Source organism: Polymorphospora sp. NPDC050346 (genome assembly GCF_040655695.1).
In the GTDB taxonomy this organism is placed as follows: domain Bacteria; phylum Actinomycetota; class Actinomycetes; order Mycobacteriales; family Micromonosporaceae; genus Polymorphospora; species Polymorphospora lycopeni.
Genome location: NZ_JBFAKM010000047.1, coordinates 17,493 through 38,393 on the forward strand (window position 1 = coordinate 17,493; position 20,901 = coordinate 38,393).

The window sequence follows — 20,901 nt, forward strand, 5'->3', positions numbered from 1 at the left end:
CTTCCCCGGCGCCCGGCCGCCGGTTCTGGTTGGATCGTAACCGGGGCCAATGCGGCGGATCAGGCAGAAGACGGAGCTTCGAGTGGCTGACAGTGGCGAACTGGTGCATATCGGGTGTTACACCCCGCAGGGCGGCGGACGGGGCGAGGGTATCGTCGCCGCCCGCCGCGACCCGCGTACCGGCCGGCTCGACATCCTCGGCACGGTCGCGGCCACCCCGTCACCGTCGTTCCTGACCCGGCACCCCCGGCTGCCGGTGCTCTACGCCGTCGGGGAACTCGACGACGGCGTGGTCACCGCCTGGGGCATCGGGCCGGACGGCGGACTGGCACCGCTCGGCAGCCAGCCGACCGGTGGCGCCCACCCCTGCCACCTCGCCGTCTCCGCCGACGGCGGCCACCTGTTCAGCGCCAACTACGGCGGGGGCAGTGTGGCCGTACACCCGCTGGACCCGGCCGGGGTCCCCGGCCCGCGCTCCGACCTGATCGAGCACCACGGGCACAGCGTCGACCCCGACCGGCAGGCCGAGCCGCACGTCCACATGGTCTCGCCCGACCCGGACGGCGGCCCGCTGCTCACCGTCGACCTCGGCACCGACGCCGTCTACCGCTACCAGCTCGACCCGGCCACCGGGCGGCTCGGCTCCTACGGCACCCCGGTGCGGACCTCGCCCGGCACCGGCCCGCGCCACCTCGCCCGGCACCCCGACGGCCGGTTCTTCCTGGTCGGGGAACTCGGTGCGACGCTGCACGAGTACGGCCCCGATGGCGCCGGCACCGTGCACGAGCGGTCCCGGGTCCCGGCCAGCGAACGGCGTGGCCACGTCCAGCCCTCGGAGGTCGCCGTACGCGGCGACGGCCGCTTCGCCTACGTGGGCAACCGGGGCGTCGACACGGTCAGCGTGTTCGCGCTGGACACCGCGCAACCACGGCTGGTGGCCGAGGTCGGCAGCGGCGGACACTGGCCCCGGCACCTCGTCGTCACCGGCACCCACCTGTACGTCGCCAACGAGCGTTCGGACACGATCGGGGTCTTCGCCGTCGACGCGGAGAGCGGGGTGCCGACGCCGCTCGGCGAGCCGGTCCCGGTGCCCAGCCCCACTTGCGTACTTGCGACCACCTGACGGCCACTATGCGTAATAAGTGTGAAGTGTCGTCTCATTCTCCGGTTGGGCGATTGCTGAAACGCCCCGGGATCAGGGTGCTACCAGCGGTTACTGAAATTTCCTCCGAGGTTCCGCCTCCGTAACTTTCGACCGAACGTACGTGGCAGTCACCGGGCGGCTTCAGCACTATGGGGACCGTGCCGGGCCGCCATCGCATGCGAAAAAGCTTCCGTGGAACGAGCGCCATCGCGTCCGCGATGGCGCTCGTCGTCGTAGCCGCGGGAGGTTGGTTCGCCTACCGGACCGTGCTCGGGGCCGACTGCTCCGGCCGGGTGCCGCTCAACGTCGCCGCCGCACCCGAGATCGCGCCGGTGATCGAGGCCGCCGCGGCCGAGTGGGTCGAGGACGGGGCGGCCGTCGACGGCACCTGCGTCGCGGTCACGGTCAGCGGCACCGACTCGGTCGACGTCGCGGCCGCCGTCGCCGGACTGCACGGCATCTCGCTCGCCGGGGTCGGCCGGGCCAGCGGCACCGCCGTCATGCCCGACGTCTGGGTGCCCGACTCGTCGACCTGGCTGCTGCGGCTGAGTGCGGCCGCGCCCGGATTCGCCCCGACCAACAACGCCTCGGTGGCCCACAGCCCGGTCGTGGTCGCGATGCCCGAGCCGGTCGCCACCTCGTTCGGCTGGCCCGACAAGCAGCTCACCTGGGCCGACCTGCTCCAGCAGATCACCACCGGGACCCAGCTGCGGACCGGCATCGTCGAGCCGACCCGGGACTCCGCCGGGCTGTCGCTGCTGCTCGCCCTCGGGGCCGCCGCCAGCGCCGCCGGCGAGGGCGCCCAGCAGGCCACGACGGCGGCGCTGCGGGCCCTGGCGACCGGCCGCTCCGCACTGCGTCAGGACCTGGTCGCCCGCTTCCCACGGTCGGCCGACCCGGCCTCCGTCGCCTCCGCGCTGGGCGCTGCCGCGCTCTCCGAGGAGGACGTGATCGCCTACAACGCGGCCCGGCCGCCGATCACGCTCGCCGCGCTCTACCCGCAGCCGGCGTCGATGGCGCTGGACTACCCGTACGCGATCCTGCCCGGCACCGATCCGGCCCGGGCCGCCGCCGCCGAGGGGCTGTTCTCGCTGCTCGACACCGCGGCGTTCCGGGACCGGCTCGGCGCCCGTGGACTGCGTGGCCCGGACGGCACCTGGGGCCAGGGCTTCGAGGCGCCGCGCGGGGCACAGGCCGGGCTGCCGTCCCCGCCGTCGGCCGCACCGGGCACGAGCGCGTCACCGGACCCCGGCGGGTCGGCGCTGCCCGGAGCACCGGCCCGCGGCCCCGATCCGGCGGCGGTCGAGCGCGCCCTGTCCACCTGGACGGCGGTGACCCTGCCCGCGCGCATGCTGGCGGTGATCGATGTGTCGGGATCGATGCTGCAACGGGTGCCCACCGCCGGCGGCGCCACCCGGATGCAGGTCACCCTCCAGGCCGCCCAGCGCGGGCTCGGTCTCTTCGACGACTCCTGGGCCGTCGGGCTGTGGACCTTCTCCACCGAGTTGTCCGGCGGGCGGGACTACCGCGAGGAGCAGCCCGTCGGGCCGCTGAGCAGCCAGCGGAGCAGGCTGCTCAGCTCGCTGAACGCCATCACCCCGAAGCCGGACGGCGACACCGGCCTCTACGACACCGTGCTGGCGGCGTACGAGAGCATGCAGGAGGGGTGGGAGCCCGGGCGGGTCAACTCCGTCGTCATGCTCACCGACGGTCGCAACGACGACGACAACGGCATCTCGCAGGAGAAGCTGCTCACCGACCTGCAGGCGCTCGTCGACCCGCGCCGGCCGATCCAGGTCGTCATCATCGGCATCGGCGACGGGGTGAGCCGCGACGAACTGGACGCGATCACCAAGGTGACCGGGGGTGGCGTCTTCGTCACCGAGGACCCGGCGAAGATCGGCGACATCTTCCTCCAGGCGATCGCGCTGCGTCCGGCCGCACCCGGCTGACCTGCGATTCAGCGATGGACGACAATGCCGAATCACGTTGAGTGGTGCCGTGGCTGCGATCTGCTCCCACGGATGAACCTATGGCCGCAATCAAGTGACAGTTTTTTGTCGCAAGGTCTGGACGAGTACCCGCGTAGGCAAAGATGACTGAGTGCCCGGAGCAGCCGGCTCGCGTTCATGAGCCGGGTGATGTTCCGGGTTTTCGTCGACTTCTCTGACCTGGGGGTGGATTGGTGTCGTCGGCGACGCTTTCGAGCCCCGCCGCGGTCCAGGCGGGCGCCGGGCCGCAGGCCCGCGCCGAATCGCTGCGGATACGGCAGCGGGCATACATTCGCGCGATCTTCGTCCTGGACACGGTCGTCCTGGTGCTGGCGGTGCTCGGCGCCTACCTGATCCGGTTCGGCACCTCCGAACCACGTGGCCGCGGTTCCGACATCTCCTACCTGATAGTCGGACCGGCCCTGGTGCTCGTGTGGCTGCTCTCGCTCAAGCTGCTGCACTGCTACGACGACCGGGTGCTCGGCTACGGCGCCGACGAATACCGTCGGGTCACCTCGGCCAGCCTCCGGCTCGCCGCCACCGTGGCGATCGCCGGATACATCGCCGACGTCGGGGTCGCCCGCGGCTTCCTCGCCCTCTCGTTCGCGCTCGGCATCGCCGGAATGCTGGTGGCCAGGTTCGCCGCCCGCAAACGGCTGCACCGGGCCCGCTCGCGGGGCGCCGGCTGGTCCCGGCAGGTGCTCGTCGTCGGTGACACCGCCCACGTGCTCGAACTCGTGCACACCCTGCGCCGCGAGCCGTACGCCGGCTACGAGGTGGTCGGCGCCTGCATCCCCGACGCGCTGCTCGCCCCCGTACCGCAGCGGCTCGGCGACGTACCGGTCGTCGGCTCGTTCCGGGGCATCCCCGACGCCGCCGCCGCGACCGGCGCCGACACCGTGGCCGTCACCGCCTCCGGCGAACTCACCGCCACCCGGCTGCGCCGGCTCGGCTGGCAGCTCGAGGGCACCGGCATCGACCTGGTGCTGGCACCGGCGCTGACCGACGTCGCCGGCCCGCGCATCCACACCCGGCCGGTCGCCGGACTGCCCCTGATCCACGTCGAGGCGCCCGAGTTCCGCGGCGCCCGGAAGTTCATCAAGGGCCTGGTCGACCGCTCGCTCTCGCTGATCGCGCTCACCCTGGCGCTGCCCGTACTCGCCGTCATCGCGCTGACCATCAAGCTCGACAGCCGGGGGCCGGTCATCTTCAAGCAGGTCCGGGTCGGGCAGGGCGGCAAGGAGTTCGGCGTCTACAAGTTCCGCACCATGGTGGTCAACGCCGACGCGCTGCTCGCCAAGCTGGCGGCCAGCAACGAGACCGACGGCCTCATGTTCAAGATGCGCGACGACCCCCGGGTCACCCGGGTCGGCAAGTTCCTGCGCAAGTGGTCGCTCGACGAGCTGCCCCAGCTGGCCAACGTGCTCTTCGGGCACATGAGCCTGGTCGGCCCGCGCCCGCCGCTGCCGTCCGAGGTGGCCCGCTACGACGGCGACGTGGCCCGGCGGCTGCTCGTCAAGCCCGGCATGACCGGCCTGTGGCAGGTCAGCGGCCGATCCGACCTGACCTGGGAGGACGGCATCCGCCTCGACCTCTACTACGTCGAGAACTGGTCGCTCGCCGCCGACCTCGCCATCCTCTGGAAGACCTTCGGCGCGGTGGTCAACAGCCGCGGCGCCTACTGAACCCCGCCGCTCCGCCCCACCCGTCCGGGACCCGGGGGAGCGGCGGCGGTCAGTGCTGCGGGCCGGTCCAGTCGAGGCAGACGGCCACGGCGTCGTCGACCAGGTCGCCGGAGACGAAGGCACGCACGTCGCCGAGCAGCGAGCGCACCGCCTCCAGCGGTGCCAGCGGGCGGGTACGCCGGACGAACCGCTCCAGCGCCGACTCCCCGTACCGGGTGTTCGTCGCGGTGGCGTCGGAGATGCCGTCGCTGAGGACGAACAGCCGGTCACCGACCCGCAGGTCGAAGCTCTGGGCGTGGTAGATCGTGCCGTCGAACATGCCGAGCGGGAACTGCGCCTCCAGCCGCTGCTCGACCACCTCGCCCTCCCGCAGCAGCAGCACCCGGGGCGAGCCGGCGTCGACGGCGAGGACCTTCCCGGTGGCCAGGTCGAGTTCGAGCAGGAGCGTCTCGATGTGCTGCACACCCCGGTGGTGGGCGTAGACGGCCTGGTCGGCCAGGGACGCCTGGTCGGCCAGGGACAGCCCGGCGCGGCGGGCGTTGCGCAGTGCCTGGATCGCCAGGGTGGTCAGGGTGGCGGCGGTCACCCCCTCACCCATGCCGTTGACGGTGGCGAGCCAGGCCCGGTGCCCGTCGTCGGCCCAGTCGAAGCTGTCGCCGCGCACCGCGTACGCCGGCTCCAGTTGGCCGGCGAGGCTGAACGACGACCGGGACCGGCTGCGGCCGGGAAGCAGTTCCCACTGCATCTCCGCGGCGAGGGTCAGCCGGCGGGTGCGTGCCCCCACCGAGTACCGGTCGGTGCTGGAGCGTACGGCGGCCAGTTCGTGCCCGAGCGACGTGGCGATCTCGGCCAGCTCGCCGCGTAGTCGCGGGTCGTCGGGTGAGGGTCGCAGGCGCAGCACCCCGATCCGGTCGCCGCGCATGGTGACCGGCAGGTAGAGCGTGTCCTCGTGGAGGATCTCGGCCTGGTGGTCGAAGCTGCGCCAGGCCGGGTCGCCGGGCGAGGTCACCGGCCCGTCCCCGCAGAGCGGCAGGAGCGCGGCGATCCGGTAGTCGACCTGGAGAAGTTCCGTCCCGGTGATGCCGTACGCCTTGGCCAGCGCCCCGCCGAGGCACTCGACGATCTCGTCGGCGGGTGCCGTGGTCAGGGATCGCCGCACTCCGATCAGCCGCTCGTACATGATCCGCCCCCTGGCTTGTCCGGCGGCGGGTGCCGCGAGGGTAGTGTCAGGCCCACCATGGCCGAACACCATGGTCCAGACGGGCCGGAACCGAGTATCGCCGCCGAGGTGGACGCCGCGGCGGAAGCGTTGCTGTCCGTGTGGGATTCGGCACGTGAGCGGGCCACCAGCCGGTTGTCCGGATCACAGCTGCGCGCGGTGATCATCGTCGAGCAGTACGACGGGATCAACCTACGCGGGCTGGCCGAGAGCATGGGCATGATCCTGTCGTCGGCGAGCCGGCTCTGCGACCGGCTGGTCGCGGCTGGGGTGCTCGAACGGGTGCCCGGCCGGGCCGACCGGCGGGAGATCTCGCTGCACCTGACCCCGGTCGGTCAGGCGTTGCTCGCCGAGCTGCGCCGGGACCGGCGGGAACGGCTGGCGGCGGTGCTCGACGCGATGAGCGCCGGCAGCCAGCAGGCGCTGCTGCGCGGGCTGCGTGAGTTCGAGTCGGCGGCCCGCGCCGAGACGGCCGAGGACGAGGCCCGTTCGGCCTGAACCCCGATCCGGGCGGGCGCCTCGCCGGTCACGGCCGGGTGGGCGCCGCACTGGTCACGGCCGGCGGGCACCGTCACGGCCGGGCGGCGCCTCGCCGGTCACGGGCGGCCGCCGGTCAGCCAGCGGGCCGGCCGGTCCAGCACGGCCCGTACGACGGATCCGGCCGCACCCACCACCGCCGCGTCGCCGCCGAGCCGGGAGGCCCGGACGGTCACCGGTGACCAGCCGGCGGTCAGCACCCGGTGGTTGACCTCGTCCTCGACCGCCGGCCCGAGCCAGGGGGTGAGGGGGGCGTAGACACCGCCCAGCACGACGGTGTCGACGTCGAGCACGTTGATCACGCCGGCCACGGTGACGCCGAGGGCCGAACCGGCGTCGGCGAGGGCTCGCAGCGCCGCCGGGTCGGCCGCCTCGGCGAGGCTGGTCAGCCGGGCGACGGCCTGGTCCGCGGTGTGGCCCCGGCCGGCCAGGCCGGCGGCGGCCAGGATCGCGTCCTGCCCGGCGTACCGCTCCAGGCAGCCCCGGGCGCCGCAGCCGCACGGCGGGCCGTCGGGCCGTACCGCGACGTGGCCCAGTTCGCCGCTCCAGCCTCGGGCGCCGCGCAGGAGGGCGCCGTCGAGCACGATGCCGGCGCCGATCCCGATCTCGCCGGAGACGTAGAGGAAGCTGGCCGGACCGGCGGTGTGCAGTTCGCCGAGGGCGGCCAGGTTGGCCTCGTTGTCGACGGTCAGCGGCGCCCCGGCCAGGGCGGGATGCCCGTGCACGAGGGCGGGTACGTCGACGTCGCGCCAGCCGAGGTTGGGGGCGAGCCGGACGACGCCGTCGGCGGTGACCAGCCCGGGTACGGCCAGCGCGGTGCCGGCGTGCGCCAGTCCCTGCCGTTCGGCCTCGCCCCGTACGGCGGCGGCGAGGTCGGCGATCCGGGCCAGCACGTCCCGGGGCCCGGCCGGGCGCTGGTCGGCGCGGTGGACGACGCGGTGCCGGACCCGGCCGGTCAGGTCGACGACGCACGCGGCGAGGTAGTCGACGTTGATCTCCAGCCCGAGCCCGGCCGGCCCGTTCCCGGCGAGCACCAGGCCGAGCGCGGGCCGCCCGGCGCCGGCACGTGGGGCGGGGGCGACCTCGGTGACCAGCCGGCCACCGATCAGGTCGTCGACGAGTGCGGAGACGGTGGCCCGGGTCAGCCCGGTCGAGGCGGCGATGTCGGCCCGCGACGGCGCCCGCCCGCCCGCCGCGGCCGGCCCGCCGGTGCCGACGGTCCCGTCGGCCGCTTCGGTGCTGCCAGCCGTCGGCGGACCGGTCGCGATGTGTCGCAGGACCAGGCCGAGGTTGTGTTCGCGCAGGCTGGCCTGCCTCACCGGGGTGTTGCCCGACCGTGTGCCAGCCTGCGCCATGACCTTGACAGTGCCATAGCCGCGCCAAATAATTCAACGAATAAACAAATCGAACGTGTTACGTGGAGGTCGCCATGGCAGCCCAGCCCACGCCCGCTGACAAGTTCTCCTTCGGCCTGTGGACGGTGGGGTGGCCGGCCCGCGATCCGTTCGGCGACGCGACCCGGGCCGCGCTCGACCCGGTCGAGGCGGTGCACCGGCTCGCCGAACTCGGGGCGTACGGCATCACGTTCCACGACGACGACCTGATCCCGTTCGGTTCCGACGACGCGGCCCGCGACCACCACGTCGGCCGCTTCCGCAAGGCGCTCGACGAGACCGGCCTGGTGGTCCCGATGGTGACCACCAACCTGTTCACCCACCCGATCTTCAAGGACGGCGGGTTCACCAGCAACGACCGGGACGTACGCCGGTTCGCCCTGCGCAAGGTGCTGCGCAACATCGACCTCGCCGCCGAACTCGGGGCGCGCACCTTCGTGATGTGGGGTGGCCGCGAGGGCGCCGAGTACGACGTGGCCAAGGACATCCGGGCCGCGCTCGACCGCTACCGCGAGGCGGTCAACCTGCTCGCCGGCTACGTGCTCGACCGCGGCTACGACATCCGGTTCGCGATCGAGCCGAAGCCCAACGAGCCGCGCGGCGACATCCTGCTGCCGACCGTCGGTCACGCGCTGGCGTTCATCAACGAGCTGGACCACCCGGAGCTGGTCGGCCTCAACCCCGAGGTCGGGCACGAGCAGATGGCCGGGCTCAACTACGCGCACGGCATCGCCCAGGCGCTGTGGGCCGGCAAGCTGTTCCACCTCGACCTCAACGGCCAGCGCGGCATCAAGTACGACCAGGACCTCGTCTTCGGCCACGGCGACCTGCTCAACGCGTTCGCCCTGGTCGACCTGCTGGAGAACGGCGGCCCGGACGGCGGGCCGGCCTACGACGGCCCCCGGCACTTCGACTACAAGCCGTCGCGGACCGAGGACTTCGCCGGGGTGTGGGCCTCGGCGGCCGCCAACATGCGCACCTACCTCCTGCTCAAGGAGCGGGCCGCGGCGTTCCGCGCCGACCCGGAGGTGCGGCAGGCGCTGGCCGACAGCCAGGTCGGCGCCCTCAACGAGCCGACGCTGAACCCGGGGGAGACCTACGCCGACCTGATCGCCGACCGGTCGGCGTACGAGGAACTCGACGCCGACGCGGTCGCCGCGAAGGGCTTCGGCTTCGTACGTCTCAACCAGCTCGCGGTGGAGCACGTCCTCGGCGCCCGCTGACCCCCACCCGTGATCACCGTGATCAGGGAGTACGTCCGGCGTGCCGGCGTACCCACTCCCTGATCACGGTGATCTTGGAAGAGGGCGGGCCAGCGGGTAGAGTTTCGGATCTGTCGATGCGGAGGCCAGTCATGCCGTACGTCGCCGGAGTCGACTCGTCGACCCAGTCCTGCAAGGTGGTCGTCCGCGACGCCGAGACCGGCGCGCTGGTCCGGCAGGGCCGGGCCGCCCACCCCGACGGCACCGAGGTCGAACCGGCCGCCTGGTGGGCGGCACTCCAGGAGGCGATCGACCAGGCCGGCGGGCTCGACGACGTGGTCGCCGTGTCGATCGCCGGCCAGCAGCACGGCATGGTCTGCCTCGACGAGGACGGCAAGGTGGTACGGCCGGCGCTGCTGTGGAACGACACCCGCTCGGCCGGTGCCGCCGCCGACCTCGTCGCCGAGTTCGGCGGCGACCGGGCCGGCCGGCGCGCCTGGGCCGAGGCGGTCGGATCGGTGCCGGTCGCCAGCCTGACCGTCACCAAGCTGCGCTGGCTGAGCCGGCACGAGCCGGCCGCCGCCGACCGCACCGCCGCCGTCTGCCTGCCGCACGACTGGCTCACCTGGCGGCTGGCCGGCGCGCCCGGCCTCGACGCCCTGCGCACCGACCGCGGCGACGCCAGCGGCACCGGCTACTGGTCGCCGGCCACCGGCGCCTACCGCACCGATCTGCTCCGGCACGCCTTCGACGGGCGGGAGCCGGCCGTACCCAGGGTGCTCGGCCCGACCGACCCGGCCGGCACCCTGCCGGCCGGCGCCCGGCTCGGCCCCGGCACCGGCGACAACGCCGCCGCCGCGCTCGGGGTCGGCGCCCTGCCCGGCGACGTCGTGGTGTCGATCGGCACCTCCGGCACGGTCTTCAGCGTCGCCGACCGGCCGGCCGCCGACGAATCCGGCGCGGTCGCCGGATTCGCCGACGCCACCGGCCGGTTCCTGCCGCTGGTCTGCACCCTCAACGCCGCGCGGGTGCTCGATGCGGTCGCGACGATGCTCCGGGTCGGCCTCGACGACCTCGCCACCCTGGCCCTGGAGGCGCCGCCCGGCGCCGACGGCCTGGTCCTGGTGCCCTACCTGGAGGGGGAGCGGACCCCCAACCGTCCACACTCGACCGGCGCGGTGCACGGCCTGACGCTGCGCACCGCCACCCCGGCCCACCTGGCCCGCGCCGCCGTCGAGGGCATGCTCTGCGCCCTCGCCGACGGGCTGGACGCCCTGGTGGCGCAGGGCGCCGCCGTCAACCGGGTGATCCTGGTCGGCGGCGGGGCCCGGTCCGAGGCGGTCCGCCGGATCGCGCCCGAGGTCTTCGGCGTCCCGGTGCTGGTCCCGCCGCCCGGCGAATACGTGGCCGACGGCGCCGCCCGCCAGGCCGCCTGGGTCGCCCTGGGCGGTGCCGAGCCGCCGCCGTGGTCGGCGAGCCAGGCCCGGGAGTACGTCGCCACCGCCGCCCCGCACGTCCGCGGGCAGTACGCCGCAAGCCGCGACCTGGTCCGGGACCGGCCGGTCGCCGGTTAGCGCGTCGCCGGCCCCGGGTGTTGCCGGTGCCGGCGGCGTGGGTGATCCTGGTGCGGTGCCGAGGATGACCAGCGGGGTCGGGCCGCGTGGGGGCAGCCCGGCCCACCGGTTCTACAGCGTCGTCGTCTTCGTCGTCCTCGCCTCGCTCGACAACGTCGCGATCGGGCTCGTCCCACCGCTCTACGGGCCGATCTCCGAGTCGTTCGACGTGCCCGTCAGCGCCCTCGGCCTGGTCACCGCACTCACCTTCCTCGTCAGCGCGGTCGCCTCCGTCGCCTGGGCGTACGTCGGCGACCGCACCGACCGCAAGCCGCTGCTGGTCGCCGGCACCCTGCTGTGGGCGGCCGGCACCGCCGGCAGTGCGCTCGCCGGCGGCGCGGTCGGCGGGCTGGCCACCGGCTACGCCGGCTTCGTCGTCGCGCAGATCGTGGCGGCGATCGGCCTGGGGGCGGTCGGGTCGGTCGGCTTCTCGGTCGTCACCGACCTGATCTCGCCGCGCCGCCGTGGCCTGGTGATGAGCTTCTGGGGGCTGTCGCAGGGCATCGGCACCCTGACCGGCACCCTGGTCGCCGGGCTGCTCGGTTCCGTCGACTGGCGCCGCCCGTTCCTGGTGCTCACCGTTGTCGGCCTCGCCGCGACCGCCGCCTACCTGTTCACGTACGACATCCGGCGCGGCGCGAGCCAGCCCGAACTGGCCGGTGTGCTCTCCGCCGGCGGCGACTACGACTACCGGATCGGCCGCGCCGACCTGCCGAAGATCGTCGGCCGGCGCAGCAACGTGTGGCTGATCCTCCAGGGCCTCACCGCCCAGGCGGCGTTCGGGTCACTGGTCTGGCTGCCGGTGCTGTTCCAGCAGCGGGCCCTCGACCAGGGCTACTCGACGCCCACCGCGATCGTGGTCGGCAGCGTCTTCGCGACCCTGTTCCAGCTCGGCGGGGTCTTCTCCATCGTCGGCGGCCTGGTCGGCGACGCGCTGCAACGGCGTACCCCGCGCGGCCGGGCGATCGTGGCCTCGGTCGGCATCCTCGCCGCGGTGCCGTTCTACGTCGCCCTGTTCTTTGTGCCGATGCGCATCGACGTGCCGGACGGGGCCGGCGGCGGCGCGGTCACCGCCGCCGTGCTGCGCAGCGTGGTGTCCGAGCCGACGGTCGGCCTCAGCTTCCTCGCCGCCGTCCTGGCCCTGGCACTGACCTCGGCGAACTCCCCGAACTGGTTCGCCCTGATCGCCGACGTCAACCCGCCCGAGCACCGGGGCACCGTCTACAGCCTCGGCAACCTGGTCAACGGGGTGGGCCGGGCGGCCGGCAACGGGCTGGTCGGCGTCGTCTTCGGCGTACTGCGCGGGGCGTTCCCACCCCCGCTGAACTACGCCGTGGGGCTCGCCGCCTTCCAACTGTTCTTCGTGCCGACCGGGATCATGTACTGGCTGGCGTCACGCACCGCCCCCCGCGACATCGTCGCCGTGCACGACCTGCTGACCGCACGGGCGGCGGGGGCCGGGCCGGACCGCACCGACCGGTCGGCCGAGGGCACTTCCGGCCGTTGATCGGCAAGCTTGGCGGCATGCAGAACGCTCACCCGCTGCCGGCCCGTGTCGCCGGCTGGTTCGGGCTCGTCGCACATCTCGCCACCCTCGTCTGGTACGCCGCCAGCGGCCTGCTCGCACCCGGCTGGGCGGTGCTGCTCCTGCTGCTGGTGTGGGCCGGGCTGCTCGTCGTCGCGATCGTGCTGCTGCGCCGCCGTCCGGCGTACGTGCCGCTGGTGCCGGTCGTGGCGGCGCTGTTCTGGTTCGGCGCCATCTCGGCCGGGGAGGCCTGGCTCGGCTGGACCGGCTGACGGCACGCTCGTCACACCGGCCGGTCCCGGGCCCGGAACCGGCCGGTCGACGTGTCTCAGGCGCGGGCCCACACGGTGACGTCGGTCGGCACCCCGCCGTCGGAGTCGAGCGGACCGCTGCTGAGCAGCGGCTGCGTGCCGGCCGGCAACCCGACCGGATCGGCCCCGAAGTTGGTCACCACGAGCAGGTCGCCGTTGCGGAACGCGAGCACGTCGTCGGCGGTGTCCACCCAGGACAGCGTGCCCCGGCCGAGACCGTGTTCGCGGCGCAGCATCAGCGCAGCCCGGTACATCTCGTACGTCGCCCCGGCCACCTCCCGCTGGCGGTCCAGCGCGTACTCGGCCCACAGCGCCGGCTGCGGCAGCCAACTGGCGTCGGTCGGCCCGAAGCCGTACGACGGCGCGTCCGCCTCCCACGGGATCGGTACCCGGCAGCCGTCGCGGCCCCGCTCGGCACCGCCGCTGCGCTTCCAGGTCGGGTCCTGCCGGGCGTCGTCGTCCATCGTGGTGTGTTCGGGCAGCCCGAGTTCCTCGCCCTGGTAGAGGTAGGCCGATCCGGGCAGGGCGAGCATCAGCAGGGTGGCCGCCCGGGCCCGGCGCAGCCCGACCGCGGCGTCCGGCTGCGGGTCGCCGGCCCCGATCCCGTTCGGCTTGGGCGTGCCGGGCGGCAGCCCGAGCCGGGACGCGTGCCGTACGACGTCGTGGTTGGACAGCACCCAGGTGGTCGGTGCCCCGACCGCGTCGGTGGCCGCCAGCGAGCGGGTGATCACCGCGTACTGGGCGGGCGCGGTCCAGGCCGCCAGCAGGTACTCGAAGTTGAACGCCTGGTGCATCTCGTCGGGGCGGACGTAGGCGGCCAGCCGCTCGGCCGGCTGCACCCATGCCTCGGCGACCAGGATCCGCTCGCCCGGATAGCTGTCCAGCAGCCGGCGCCAGTCCCGGTAGATCTCGTGTACGCCGTCCTGGTCCCACATCGGCGGCCGTACGCCCTCGCTGCCGCCGCCGCTGAGCGGCTCCTCCGGATAGTGCCAGTCGGCGAGATCGGCCTGCTTCACCAGACCGTGCGCCACGTCGACCCGGAAGCCGTCGACGCCACGGTCGAGCCAGAACCGCAGGACGTCCTCGAACTCGGCGCGCACCTCGGGCAGGTCCCAGTTGAGGTCGGGCTGGCCGACGTCGAACAGGTGCAGGTACCACTGGCCGGGCCGGCCGTCGGGGTCCGGCACCCGGGTCCAGGCCGGCCCGCCGAAGACGCTGCGCCAGGTGTTCGGCGGCTCGGCGCCGTCGGTGCCCCTGCCGTCGCGGAAGACGTAGCGGGCGCGGGCCGGGCTGCCGGCCGGGGCGGCGAGCGCCTCGACGAACCACGGGTGCGCCGACGAGGTGTGGTTGGGCACCAGGTCGACGATGACCCGCAGGCCCCGGGCGTGCGCCTGCGCGATCAGCTCGTCGGCGTCGGCCAGCCGCCCGAAGATCGGGTCGACGTCGCGGTAGTCGGCGACGTCGTAGCCGGCGTCGGCCTGCGGCGACGGGTAGAACGGGGACAGCCAGACCGCGTCGACCCCGAGTTCGACGAGGTGGCCGAGGCGGGCGGTGATGCCGGGCAGGTCGCCGATGCCGTCACCGTCGATGTCGGAGAACGAGCGCGGATAGATCTGGTAGATGACGGCGTCACCCCACCAGGCGGGCGGGACGGCGGCGGGCCCACCCTGGGCCGGGGAATCCGTGGCGGAGGTTTCGTGCGTGTTCAGGGCGCTACTCCCGTCAGTTCGTGCCGGATCGACCTGTTTCCACCGTACTGGTCGAGCCGCTGAATCCGGGTGGACCGGTCGTGGCGCGGTCGACTCTCTCAACCTGCCCGCGGCGGCGCCGTCGACTCCCGTACGACCAGCCGAGTGGGCAGGATCACCGGCGGCTCGACGGCGTCGGCGGGATCGCCGTGGCCGAGCGGGCCGAGCAGCAGGCGGGCACCGATCCGGCCCTGTTCGGCGGCGGGCTGCGCGACGGTGGTGAGCCCGACGACGCCGGCCACGTCGTGGTCGTCGATGCCGATGACGCTGATGTCGTCGGGCACCCGCAGCCCGGCCTGCCGCAGCGTGGCCATCGCGCCGAAGGCCATCTCGTCGCACGCGGCGAAGATCGCGGTGGGCAGCGGGCCACGGCGCAGCAGTTCGGCGGTGGCCCGGCTGCCCCCGTTGATGGTGAAGTCGGCCTCGATGTCGAGCCGGGGATCGGGCTGCACACCGGCGGCGAGCAGTGCCCGCCGGTGGCCGATCCGCCGGTCGATGTGGGTGGTGAAGGCCAGTTCGTCGGACGGGTCGCCGGAGATGTGCGCGATCTGCCGGTGCCCGAGGGCGAGCAGATGGTCGGTCGCGGCTGCGGCGGCCGCCCGGTCGTCGATCAGCACCCGCGGCCACCCGGGTACGGCGGTGCCGGAGCTGATCGTGACGCCGGGCAGGGCCAGGTTGGTGACCGCCACGAAGTCGGCCGGCCCGAGCGGGGTGGCCACCAGCATCACGGCGTCGACCCGCTTGTGGAGGTTGGCGGTGTGCAGCAGCCGCTGGCGGGCGTGCTCGCGGCCGCCGAGGTTGTACAGCAGCAGGTCGTAGCCGGCCTCGTGCAGCGTCTCCTCGGCGGCCTCGACGACCGTGGCGAAGAACCAGCGGGTGACCCGGGGGATCACCACCGCGACCGCCCCGCTGCGGCCGCCGGCCAGCCGGGAGGCGGTGGGGGAGGCGGTGTAGCCGAGTTCGGCCGCCGCCTCCAGCACCCGTTCCCGGGTGGCCGGCGACACCGTCGGCAGCCCACGCAGGGCCCGCGAGACGGTGGCGGTGGAGACGCCGGCCCGGCGGGCCACGTCGTCGATCCTGGTCACCGGACCACCCCCGCCACCGTCGCGCGCAATGGTGCCGCGGTCAGCCCTTCACACTGCCGGCCAGCAGGCCGCGTACGAAGTAGCGCTGGAGGGACAGGAACACGATCAGCGGTACGACGATCGAGACGAACGCGCCCGCGGTCAGCCGTTGCCACTCGTTGCCCCGGGTGCCGGCGAGTTCGGCCAGCCGCACGGTCAGCGGTGCCGCCTCGTTGCCGCCGCCCGCGAAGATCAGGGCGACCAGCAGGTCGTTCCATACCCACAAAAACTGGAAGATACCGAACGCGGCCAGGGCCGGGGTGATCAGCGGCAACACGATCGAGCGGAAGATCTTCGGGTGGGTGGCGCCGTCGACCCGGGCCGCCTCCATCAGGTCGCCCGGCAGCTGCGCGATGAAGTTGTGCAGCAGGAAGACGGCGAGTGGCAGCGCGAAGCAGGTGTGCGCGAACCAGACCTGGATGAACCGTTGCTCGTCGTCGAGGTCCCAGGCCGGCATGATCTGGACACCGCCGACGCTGACGCCCTGGGAGAAGAAGCTGAGCAGCGGTACGAGGGCCATCTGCAGCGGCACGATCTGCAGCGCGAAGATGCCGATGTAGACCCAGTCCCGGCCCCGGAAGTTGATCCACGCCAGCGCGTACGCCGCCAGCGCGGCGAAGGCCAGCGGGAACAGCACCGACGGCAGGGTGATGACGACCGAGTTGACGAAGTAGCTGGCGAGCTGTCCGGCGGAGGACGACCGGCCGAAGAGAACGTCCTGGTAGTTCTCGAAGGTGATCTGCGGGTCGGTGAAGAAGGTCCACCAGCCGGTGGTCTTGATCTCCTGCTCGGGGCGGAACGACGAGACGAACAGGCCGAAGGTCGGCAGCGTCCACAGCATCGCGATGACGATCGAGACGAGGCTCGCGACCCTGGTGTTCAGCCGCCTGCGGACCCGCCCGGCGGCGGTCTTCGGCCGGTCGGCGCCGCTCTTGGCCACCGGCGGCGCGGGGGTGGTGGTGGTCATGTCAGCCCTCCCGCTGCTGGCGCAGGTTGCGGATCTGGTAGATCACGATCGGGATCACCAGGACGAAGAGGAACACCGCCAGCGCGGAGCCCTGCCCGACCTGTCCGAACCGGAACGCCTGGTTGTACATCTCGTTGGCGATCACGCTGGTGTTGAAGTTGCCGTTGGTCATGGTCCGGACGATGTCGAAGACCTTGAGGGTGGCGATCGAGATCGTCACGACCACGACGATCAGGGCCGGCCGGATGCTGGGGAGGGTGACCCGCCGGAACATCTGCCAGGCGTTGACGCCGTCGAGCCGGGCCGCCTCGACGATCTCGGCCGGGATGGCCTTGATCGCGGCGGACAGGACGACCATCGCGAAGCCGGCCTGGATCCAGACCATGACGGCGATCAGCAGCAGCGTGTTGAGGGGGGAGTTGAGCAGCCACTGCTTGGGTTCGCCGCCGAAGGACACCGCGATCTGGTTGAGCAGGCCGATCTGCTCCTGCTCCTCGGAGCGGTAGGCGTAGACGAACTTCCAGATGATGCCGGCGCCGACGAACGAGATCGCCATCGGCATGAAGATCAGCGACTTGGCGATGGCCTCGAACCGGGCCTTGTCCACCAGTACGGCGTACAGCAGCCCCATGCCGGTCGCGAGCAGGGGGACGAGGACCACCCACATCAGGGTGTTGATCAGTACGTCGATGATCTCGGGCTGGGAGAACATCCAGCCGTAGTTGCGCAGCCCGACCCAGTTGTCGCTGCCGCCGTCCATCAACGACAGCAGGGTGGTGCGGACGGCCGGCACGACCAGGCCGATGAGCAGCAGCACGATTGCCGGGAACAGGAAGAAGGCGGCGAAGAGCCCCTCCCCGCGGCGGGGGCGGGCGACCGGGGCGGGGGAGTCCCCGCCAGGCCCGCCCTTGGCGGTGCTCGCCGCGATCAGCCGCTGTTCGCGGCGCCGGGCGAAGTAGTTGGGGATGGCGTCGAGCAGCAGGAGCAAGCCACCCACCACGACGACGAACGCCACCAGGCCGTACAACAACATGAGAAGCTTCGGGGCTTCGTCGGCGAACTCCATGCGTCCTCCCGCACGCGGAACCTACCGGGCCGGTGGCCCAATGGAACGGTGGTCCGGCCCGAGAGCGGGCCGGACCACCGGAAAATCACTGGGGCCAGGATTGCTCGACGAAGGTCAGCGTGCTGGCGGTGTCCTTACCGTTGATCCAGTCGATCATGCCCTTCCAGAACGTGCCGGCACCGACGGCCGCCGGCATCAGGTCCGAGCCGTCGAAACGGAAGACGGCGTTGCTGTCCTGGAGGATCTGGACCGACAGCTTGTCGATCGGGTTGGCCACGTTGTTCAGGTCGACGCCCTTGTTGGCCGAGACCCAGTTGCCCAGCTTGGCGCGGGCGTTGGCGTGGTCGGCCGAGGCGAGGTAGGTCTGGAACGCCTGGACCTCGGGGCGGTCGGCGAACGCCGTGGCGAACTCGCCACCGCCGAGGACCGGCTTGCCCTTGCTCGGGTCGACCGGCGGGAAGTAGAAGGCGAAGACGTCGCCGTCCTCGGCGACCCGGGTGCCCTGCGGCCACTGGTTGGCGTAGAACGACGCCTGCCGGTGCAGGGTGCACTTGCCCTCGACGATGGGCAGGCCACTCTCCTGGAAGGAGGTGGTGGAGATGCTCTTGACGTCGCCGTAGCCGGCGTTGACGTACGCCGGGTTCTTCAGGATGGAGCCGGCGCGCTCGAACGCGGCGGCCACCCGCGGGTCGTTGAACGGGATGCCGTGCTCGACCCACTGGTCGTAGACGTCAGGGGCGTTCTCGCGCAGCATGATGTCTTCGATCCAGTCGGTGGCCGGCCAGCCGGTGCCCTCACCGGACTCGATGCCGACGCACCACGGCTTCTGGCCGTCCGCGACGACCTTGTCGCTGAGCGCGATCAGCTCCTGCCAGGTGGTCGGGACCGTGTAGCCCTTCTCCTGGAAGGTCTTCGGCGAGTACCAGACGAAGGACTTCACGTTGGACCCGAACGGCGCGCCGTAGAACTGGCCGTTGACGGTGCCGTACTTCAGCCACTCGGCCGGGTAGTTCTGCTCGGCCATCGTCTTGGTCTCGGCGGAGGTCGGCTTGAGCTTGCCGGCGTCGGCGAAGCGCTTGATCAGACCCGGCTGCGGGATCAGGGCGATGTCCGGCGGGTTGCCGCCGTCGACGCGTACGGGAAGCTGGGCCTCGAACTCGCCGCTGCCCTCGTAGTTGATCTCGATTCCGGTGCAGTCCTGGAACTGTGCCCAGGACTGTTCAAGCAGATCGGCCTCCGCGTCGCGGATCGACGCGTAGACGGTCACCTCGGTGCCGTCGTGTCCCTTGTATGGCTCGTACGCGGCGCACTCCGGGGAGTCCGCGTCGGTACCGCTGCTGTCGTCGCTGGAGCACGCGGCGGCACTGAGGGCAATGCCGAGCACGCTGGCGATCACGAGGGCTTGGCGTGGTCTGGTGAAGACCGCCATGCCGTCCTCCTTCCTTGCCGGCGCCGTTTCCGAGCCCCACGGCTCACACGCCGGCCCCGACTCCTGTGGGCGTCCTCACATGTAAGCGCTTGCAACATTCGGAGTCCAGTCCAGAAAGGCATCGGCAAGTAACAATCAGGAAACTCGAAGAGATCGCTCTCCGTAGTTGTTTGCGCACCTGGTGCTCATGGGAGCGCTTCGACCAGCGGATTCAGTCACCGAGAATGGCGGCGAAGCGGGTTTCCGCAAGGTCCAACTGGTCGAAGATGTGGTCCTTGGCGCGGGTGGACAGCGGGGTGTCGGGGCGTCCGATCAGTTCCCGGAAGAGCGGGACGAGTGGCCGGTACTTGCGGGCGAGCCGCGCCACCCGGTCGCCGGTGGTGTGGATGATCCCCACCCCGTTGTCGGTGAAGTCGGAAACCTTGATCACCCGCGCCCACGGGTGCCGGTCCAGGCTCTCCGCCACGTGTGCCCGGTACTGCTCGTGCCGGTCGCGGTCCGGGGCGTACTCCGGGTTGGTCACCGCCCGGACCAGGTCGGCCACCCGCGGGTTGAACCGGCGGGCCAGTTCGGCCAGGGCGGCCCGGGTCGCCACGTCGTACGGCTGGCCCGGCGGCAGTCCGGCCAACTCCTCCGGGTGGTCCTCGACCGCGTCGTGCAGCAGGGCGGCGACGATCACGTCGACGTCGTCGACCTCGTAGTACCGGATGATCCGGATCGCCACCCGGAGCAGGTGGTTGAGGTACGGCTCGCGCACCCGGCGGTCGTCGCGGTGCAGGTGGGCGGCGAGTTCGGCGGCGGCCGCCAGGCGCGGCCGGTCGGCGGGGGAGAACCGGGCGAGTTCCTCGTCCAGGCGGTCCCGCAGGCCCGGTTCGCCGTAGACCTCGGTGATCGCGTGCAACGGCATGGACATCAGGTACGTCGGCGAGGCCATGGCCAACAGGTATACCGGATCATCGCCACCGGAACTGGCGTGAACTTGCCAGAGCCCCTTCCGCCGCCTGCAGCTTTCTGTCAGCATCCATCGAAAGATCGACAATTATTACCGCTACTTGGAGGATCTGGATGTTCAGACGCCTGCTCACGCTCTCCGCCGCGGCGCTGATGGCCGCCGCCGCCGTCATCATCCCGGCCGCGCCGGCCGCCGCCGCACCCACCTTCAAGGTCCCGTTCCCGTGCGGGCAGACCTGGTCGGGCCAGACCCGGACCAACCACAGCCCGCCGAACTCGATCGACTTCAACCGGACCAACGACGTCGGCGACCCGGTCGTGGCCAGCGCCGCCGGCACCGTCGACCGGGTCACCAACCTCGGCAACACCAGCTACGGCAAGTACGTACGGATCAACCACGGCGGTGGGTACCACACCTACTACGCGCACCTGAACGCGTTCCGGGTGTCGGTCGGCCAGACCGTGCGCCACGGCACGGTGATCGGCACCGTCGGCAGCACCGGCGGCTCCACCGGCCCGCACCTGCACTACGAGCAGCGGCTCAACGGCGCCGACATCAAGATCCGGTTCAACGGCACCCTTGCGTTGTACTGGGGCACCCGCAACTACACCAGCGACAACGGCTGCTCCGGCGGCAGCACCGCCGCGGGCACCGTGCGCACCGCCGGCACCCCGCTGACCGTGCGCTCCGGCCCCGGCACCGGTTACGCCTCGGTCGGCACCCTCGCCACCGGCACCAACGTCACGATCCACTGCCAGACCACCGGTACGTCGGTGACCGGCACCTACGGCACCAGCAACATCTGGAACCGGATCGGCAGCGGCCGGTTCATCGCCGACGCCTACACCTACACCGGTCACAGCGGCTTCATCCCGGGCGTGCCCCGCTGCTGACCGACCGATCCGCGTACGGGCGCCGTGGCCGGGCTGGGCACGGCGCCCGCCGGATCGGTTCATCCGCCATACGGCGAGGGATTCGTTCATCCGCCAGACGG

Annotated in this window: 17 protein-coding genes; 9 read left to right on the forward strand and 8 right to left on the reverse strand. The window is 72.3% G+C overall.

Translation table 11 applies throughout. The annotated features are described in order from the left end of the window. Window positions 1-82: 82 nt before the first annotated feature. The 3 genes from AB0I42_RS32555 (at window position 83) to AB0I42_RS32565 (ending at window position 4,820) form a co-directional block, all read left to right on the forward strand. Window positions 83-1,123, forward strand: coding sequence for a lactonase family protein (locus AB0I42_RS32555; protein ID WP_357543499.1), 1,041 nt, complete (start codon window positions 83-85; stop codon window positions 1,121-1,123). 239 nt (window positions 1,124-1,362) lie between these two features. Further along, on the forward strand, window positions 1,363-3,096 hold the full coding sequence (locus AB0I42_RS32560) for a substrate-binding domain-containing protein (protein ID WP_357543501.1): 1,734 nt from the start codon (window positions 1,363-1,365) through the stop codon (window positions 3,094-3,096). A gap of 233 nt (window positions 3,097-3,329) precedes the next feature. Further along, window positions 3,330-4,820, forward strand: a complete 1,491-nt coding sequence (locus AB0I42_RS32565; protein WP_357543503.1) for a sugar transferase — start codon at window positions 3,330-3,332, stop codon at window positions 4,818-4,820. A gap of 49 nt (window positions 4,821-4,869) precedes the next feature. On the opposite strand, the gene AB0I42_RS32570 is transcribed toward AB0I42_RS32565, so the two are convergent. Beyond that, window positions 4,870-6,000: a PP2C family protein-serine/threonine phosphatase gene (locus tag AB0I42_RS32570; protein ID WP_357543505.1), complete on the reverse strand. Its 1,131-nt coding sequence runs from the start codon at window positions 5,998-6,000 to the stop codon at window positions 4,870-4,872. 57 nt (window positions 6,001-6,057) lie between these two features. On the opposite strand from AB0I42_RS32570, the gene AB0I42_RS32575 reads away from it, so the two are divergent. Continuing rightward, window positions 6,058-6,537 (forward strand): MarR family transcriptional regulator, encoded by a 480-nt coding sequence (locus AB0I42_RS32575; protein ID WP_357543507.1) that lies wholly within the window; start codon window positions 6,058-6,060, stop codon window positions 6,535-6,537. A 98-nt stretch (window positions 6,538-6,635) separates the two neighbouring features. Here the strand turns inward: AB0I42_RS32575 and AB0I42_RS32580 are convergent, their stop codons facing one another. Next, complete coding sequence (locus tag AB0I42_RS32580; RefSeq protein WP_357543509.1) at window positions 6,636-7,931, reverse strand: ROK family protein; 1,296 nt, start codon at window positions 7,929-7,931, stop codon at window positions 6,636-6,638. A 74-nt stretch (window positions 7,932-8,005) separates the two neighbouring features. Here AB0I42_RS32580 and xylA point away from each other — a divergent pair, with 74 nt between their 5' ends. From xylA to AB0I42_RS32600, 4 genes are all read left to right on the forward strand, one after another. Continuing rightward, a complete protein-coding gene (gene xylA / locus AB0I42_RS32585; RefSeq protein ID WP_357543511.1) occupies window positions 8,006-9,193 on the forward strand; it encodes a xylose isomerase in 1,188 nt (395 codons plus the stop codon). 131 nt (window positions 9,194-9,324) lie between these two features. Continuing rightward, window positions 9,325-10,746 carry a xylulokinase gene (gene xylB / locus AB0I42_RS32590; RefSeq protein WP_357543547.1) on the forward strand — a complete coding sequence of 474 codons (1,422 nt, stop codon included), beginning with the start codon at window positions 9,325-9,327 and terminating at the stop codon, window positions 10,744-10,746. 64 nt (window positions 10,747-10,810) lie between these two features. Continuing rightward, the gene (locus AB0I42_RS32595; protein ID WP_357543513.1) at window positions 10,811-12,292 is read left to right on the forward strand and encodes an MFS transporter; all 1,482 of its coding nucleotides are present in this window, start codon (window positions 10,811-10,813) and stop codon (window positions 12,290-12,292) included. Window positions 12,293-12,309: 17 nt separating this feature from the next. After that, complete coding sequence (locus AB0I42_RS32600) at window positions 12,310-12,582, forward strand: hypothetical protein (RefSeq protein WP_357543515.1); 273 nt, start codon at window positions 12,310-12,312, stop codon at window positions 12,580-12,582. 56 nt (window positions 12,583-12,638) lie between these two features. On the opposite strand, the gene AB0I42_RS32605 is transcribed toward AB0I42_RS32600, so the two are convergent. The 6 genes from AB0I42_RS32605 to AB0I42_RS32630 form a co-directional block, all read right to left on the reverse strand. Further along, a complete protein-coding gene (locus tag AB0I42_RS32605; RefSeq protein ID WP_357543549.1) occupies window positions 12,639-14,243 on the reverse strand; it encodes an alpha-amylase family glycosyl hydrolase in 1,605 nt (534 codons plus the stop codon). 185 nt (window positions 14,244-14,428) lie between these two features. Next, a complete protein-coding gene (locus AB0I42_RS32610; RefSeq protein ID WP_357543517.1) occupies window positions 14,429-15,454 on the reverse strand; it encodes a LacI family DNA-binding transcriptional regulator in 1,026 nt (341 codons plus the stop codon). A gap of 40 nt (window positions 15,455-15,494) precedes the next feature. Then, the gene (locus AB0I42_RS32615) at window positions 15,495-16,460 is read right to left on the reverse strand and encodes a carbohydrate ABC transporter permease (protein ID WP_357543519.1); all 966 of its coding nucleotides are present in this window, start codon (window positions 16,458-16,460) and stop codon (window positions 15,495-15,497) included. A gap of 1 nt (window position 16,461) precedes the next feature. Further along, window positions 16,462-17,526 (reverse strand): sugar ABC transporter permease, encoded by a 1,065-nt coding sequence (locus AB0I42_RS32620; RefSeq protein ID WP_357543521.1) that lies wholly within the window; start codon window positions 17,524-17,526, stop codon window positions 16,462-16,464. An 85-nt stretch (window positions 17,527-17,611) separates the two neighbouring features. Beyond that, a complete protein-coding gene (locus tag AB0I42_RS32625; RefSeq protein ID WP_357543523.1) occupies window positions 17,612-18,955 on the reverse strand; it encodes an ABC transporter substrate-binding protein in 1,344 nt (447 codons plus the stop codon). A 211-nt stretch (window positions 18,956-19,166) separates the two neighbouring features. Further along, complete coding sequence (locus tag AB0I42_RS32630) at window positions 19,167-19,889, reverse strand: HD domain-containing protein (RefSeq protein ID WP_357543525.1); 723 nt, start codon at window positions 19,887-19,889, stop codon at window positions 19,167-19,169. A gap of 131 nt (window positions 19,890-20,020) precedes the next feature. Here AB0I42_RS32630 and AB0I42_RS32635 point away from each other — a divergent pair, with 131 nt between their 5' ends. Further along, window positions 20,021-20,800 (forward strand): peptidoglycan DD-metalloendopeptidase family protein, encoded by a 780-nt coding sequence (locus AB0I42_RS32635; protein ID WP_357543527.1) that lies wholly within the window; start codon window positions 20,021-20,023, stop codon window positions 20,798-20,800. The last annotated feature ends 101 nt before the right edge of the window (window positions 20,801-20,901 follow it).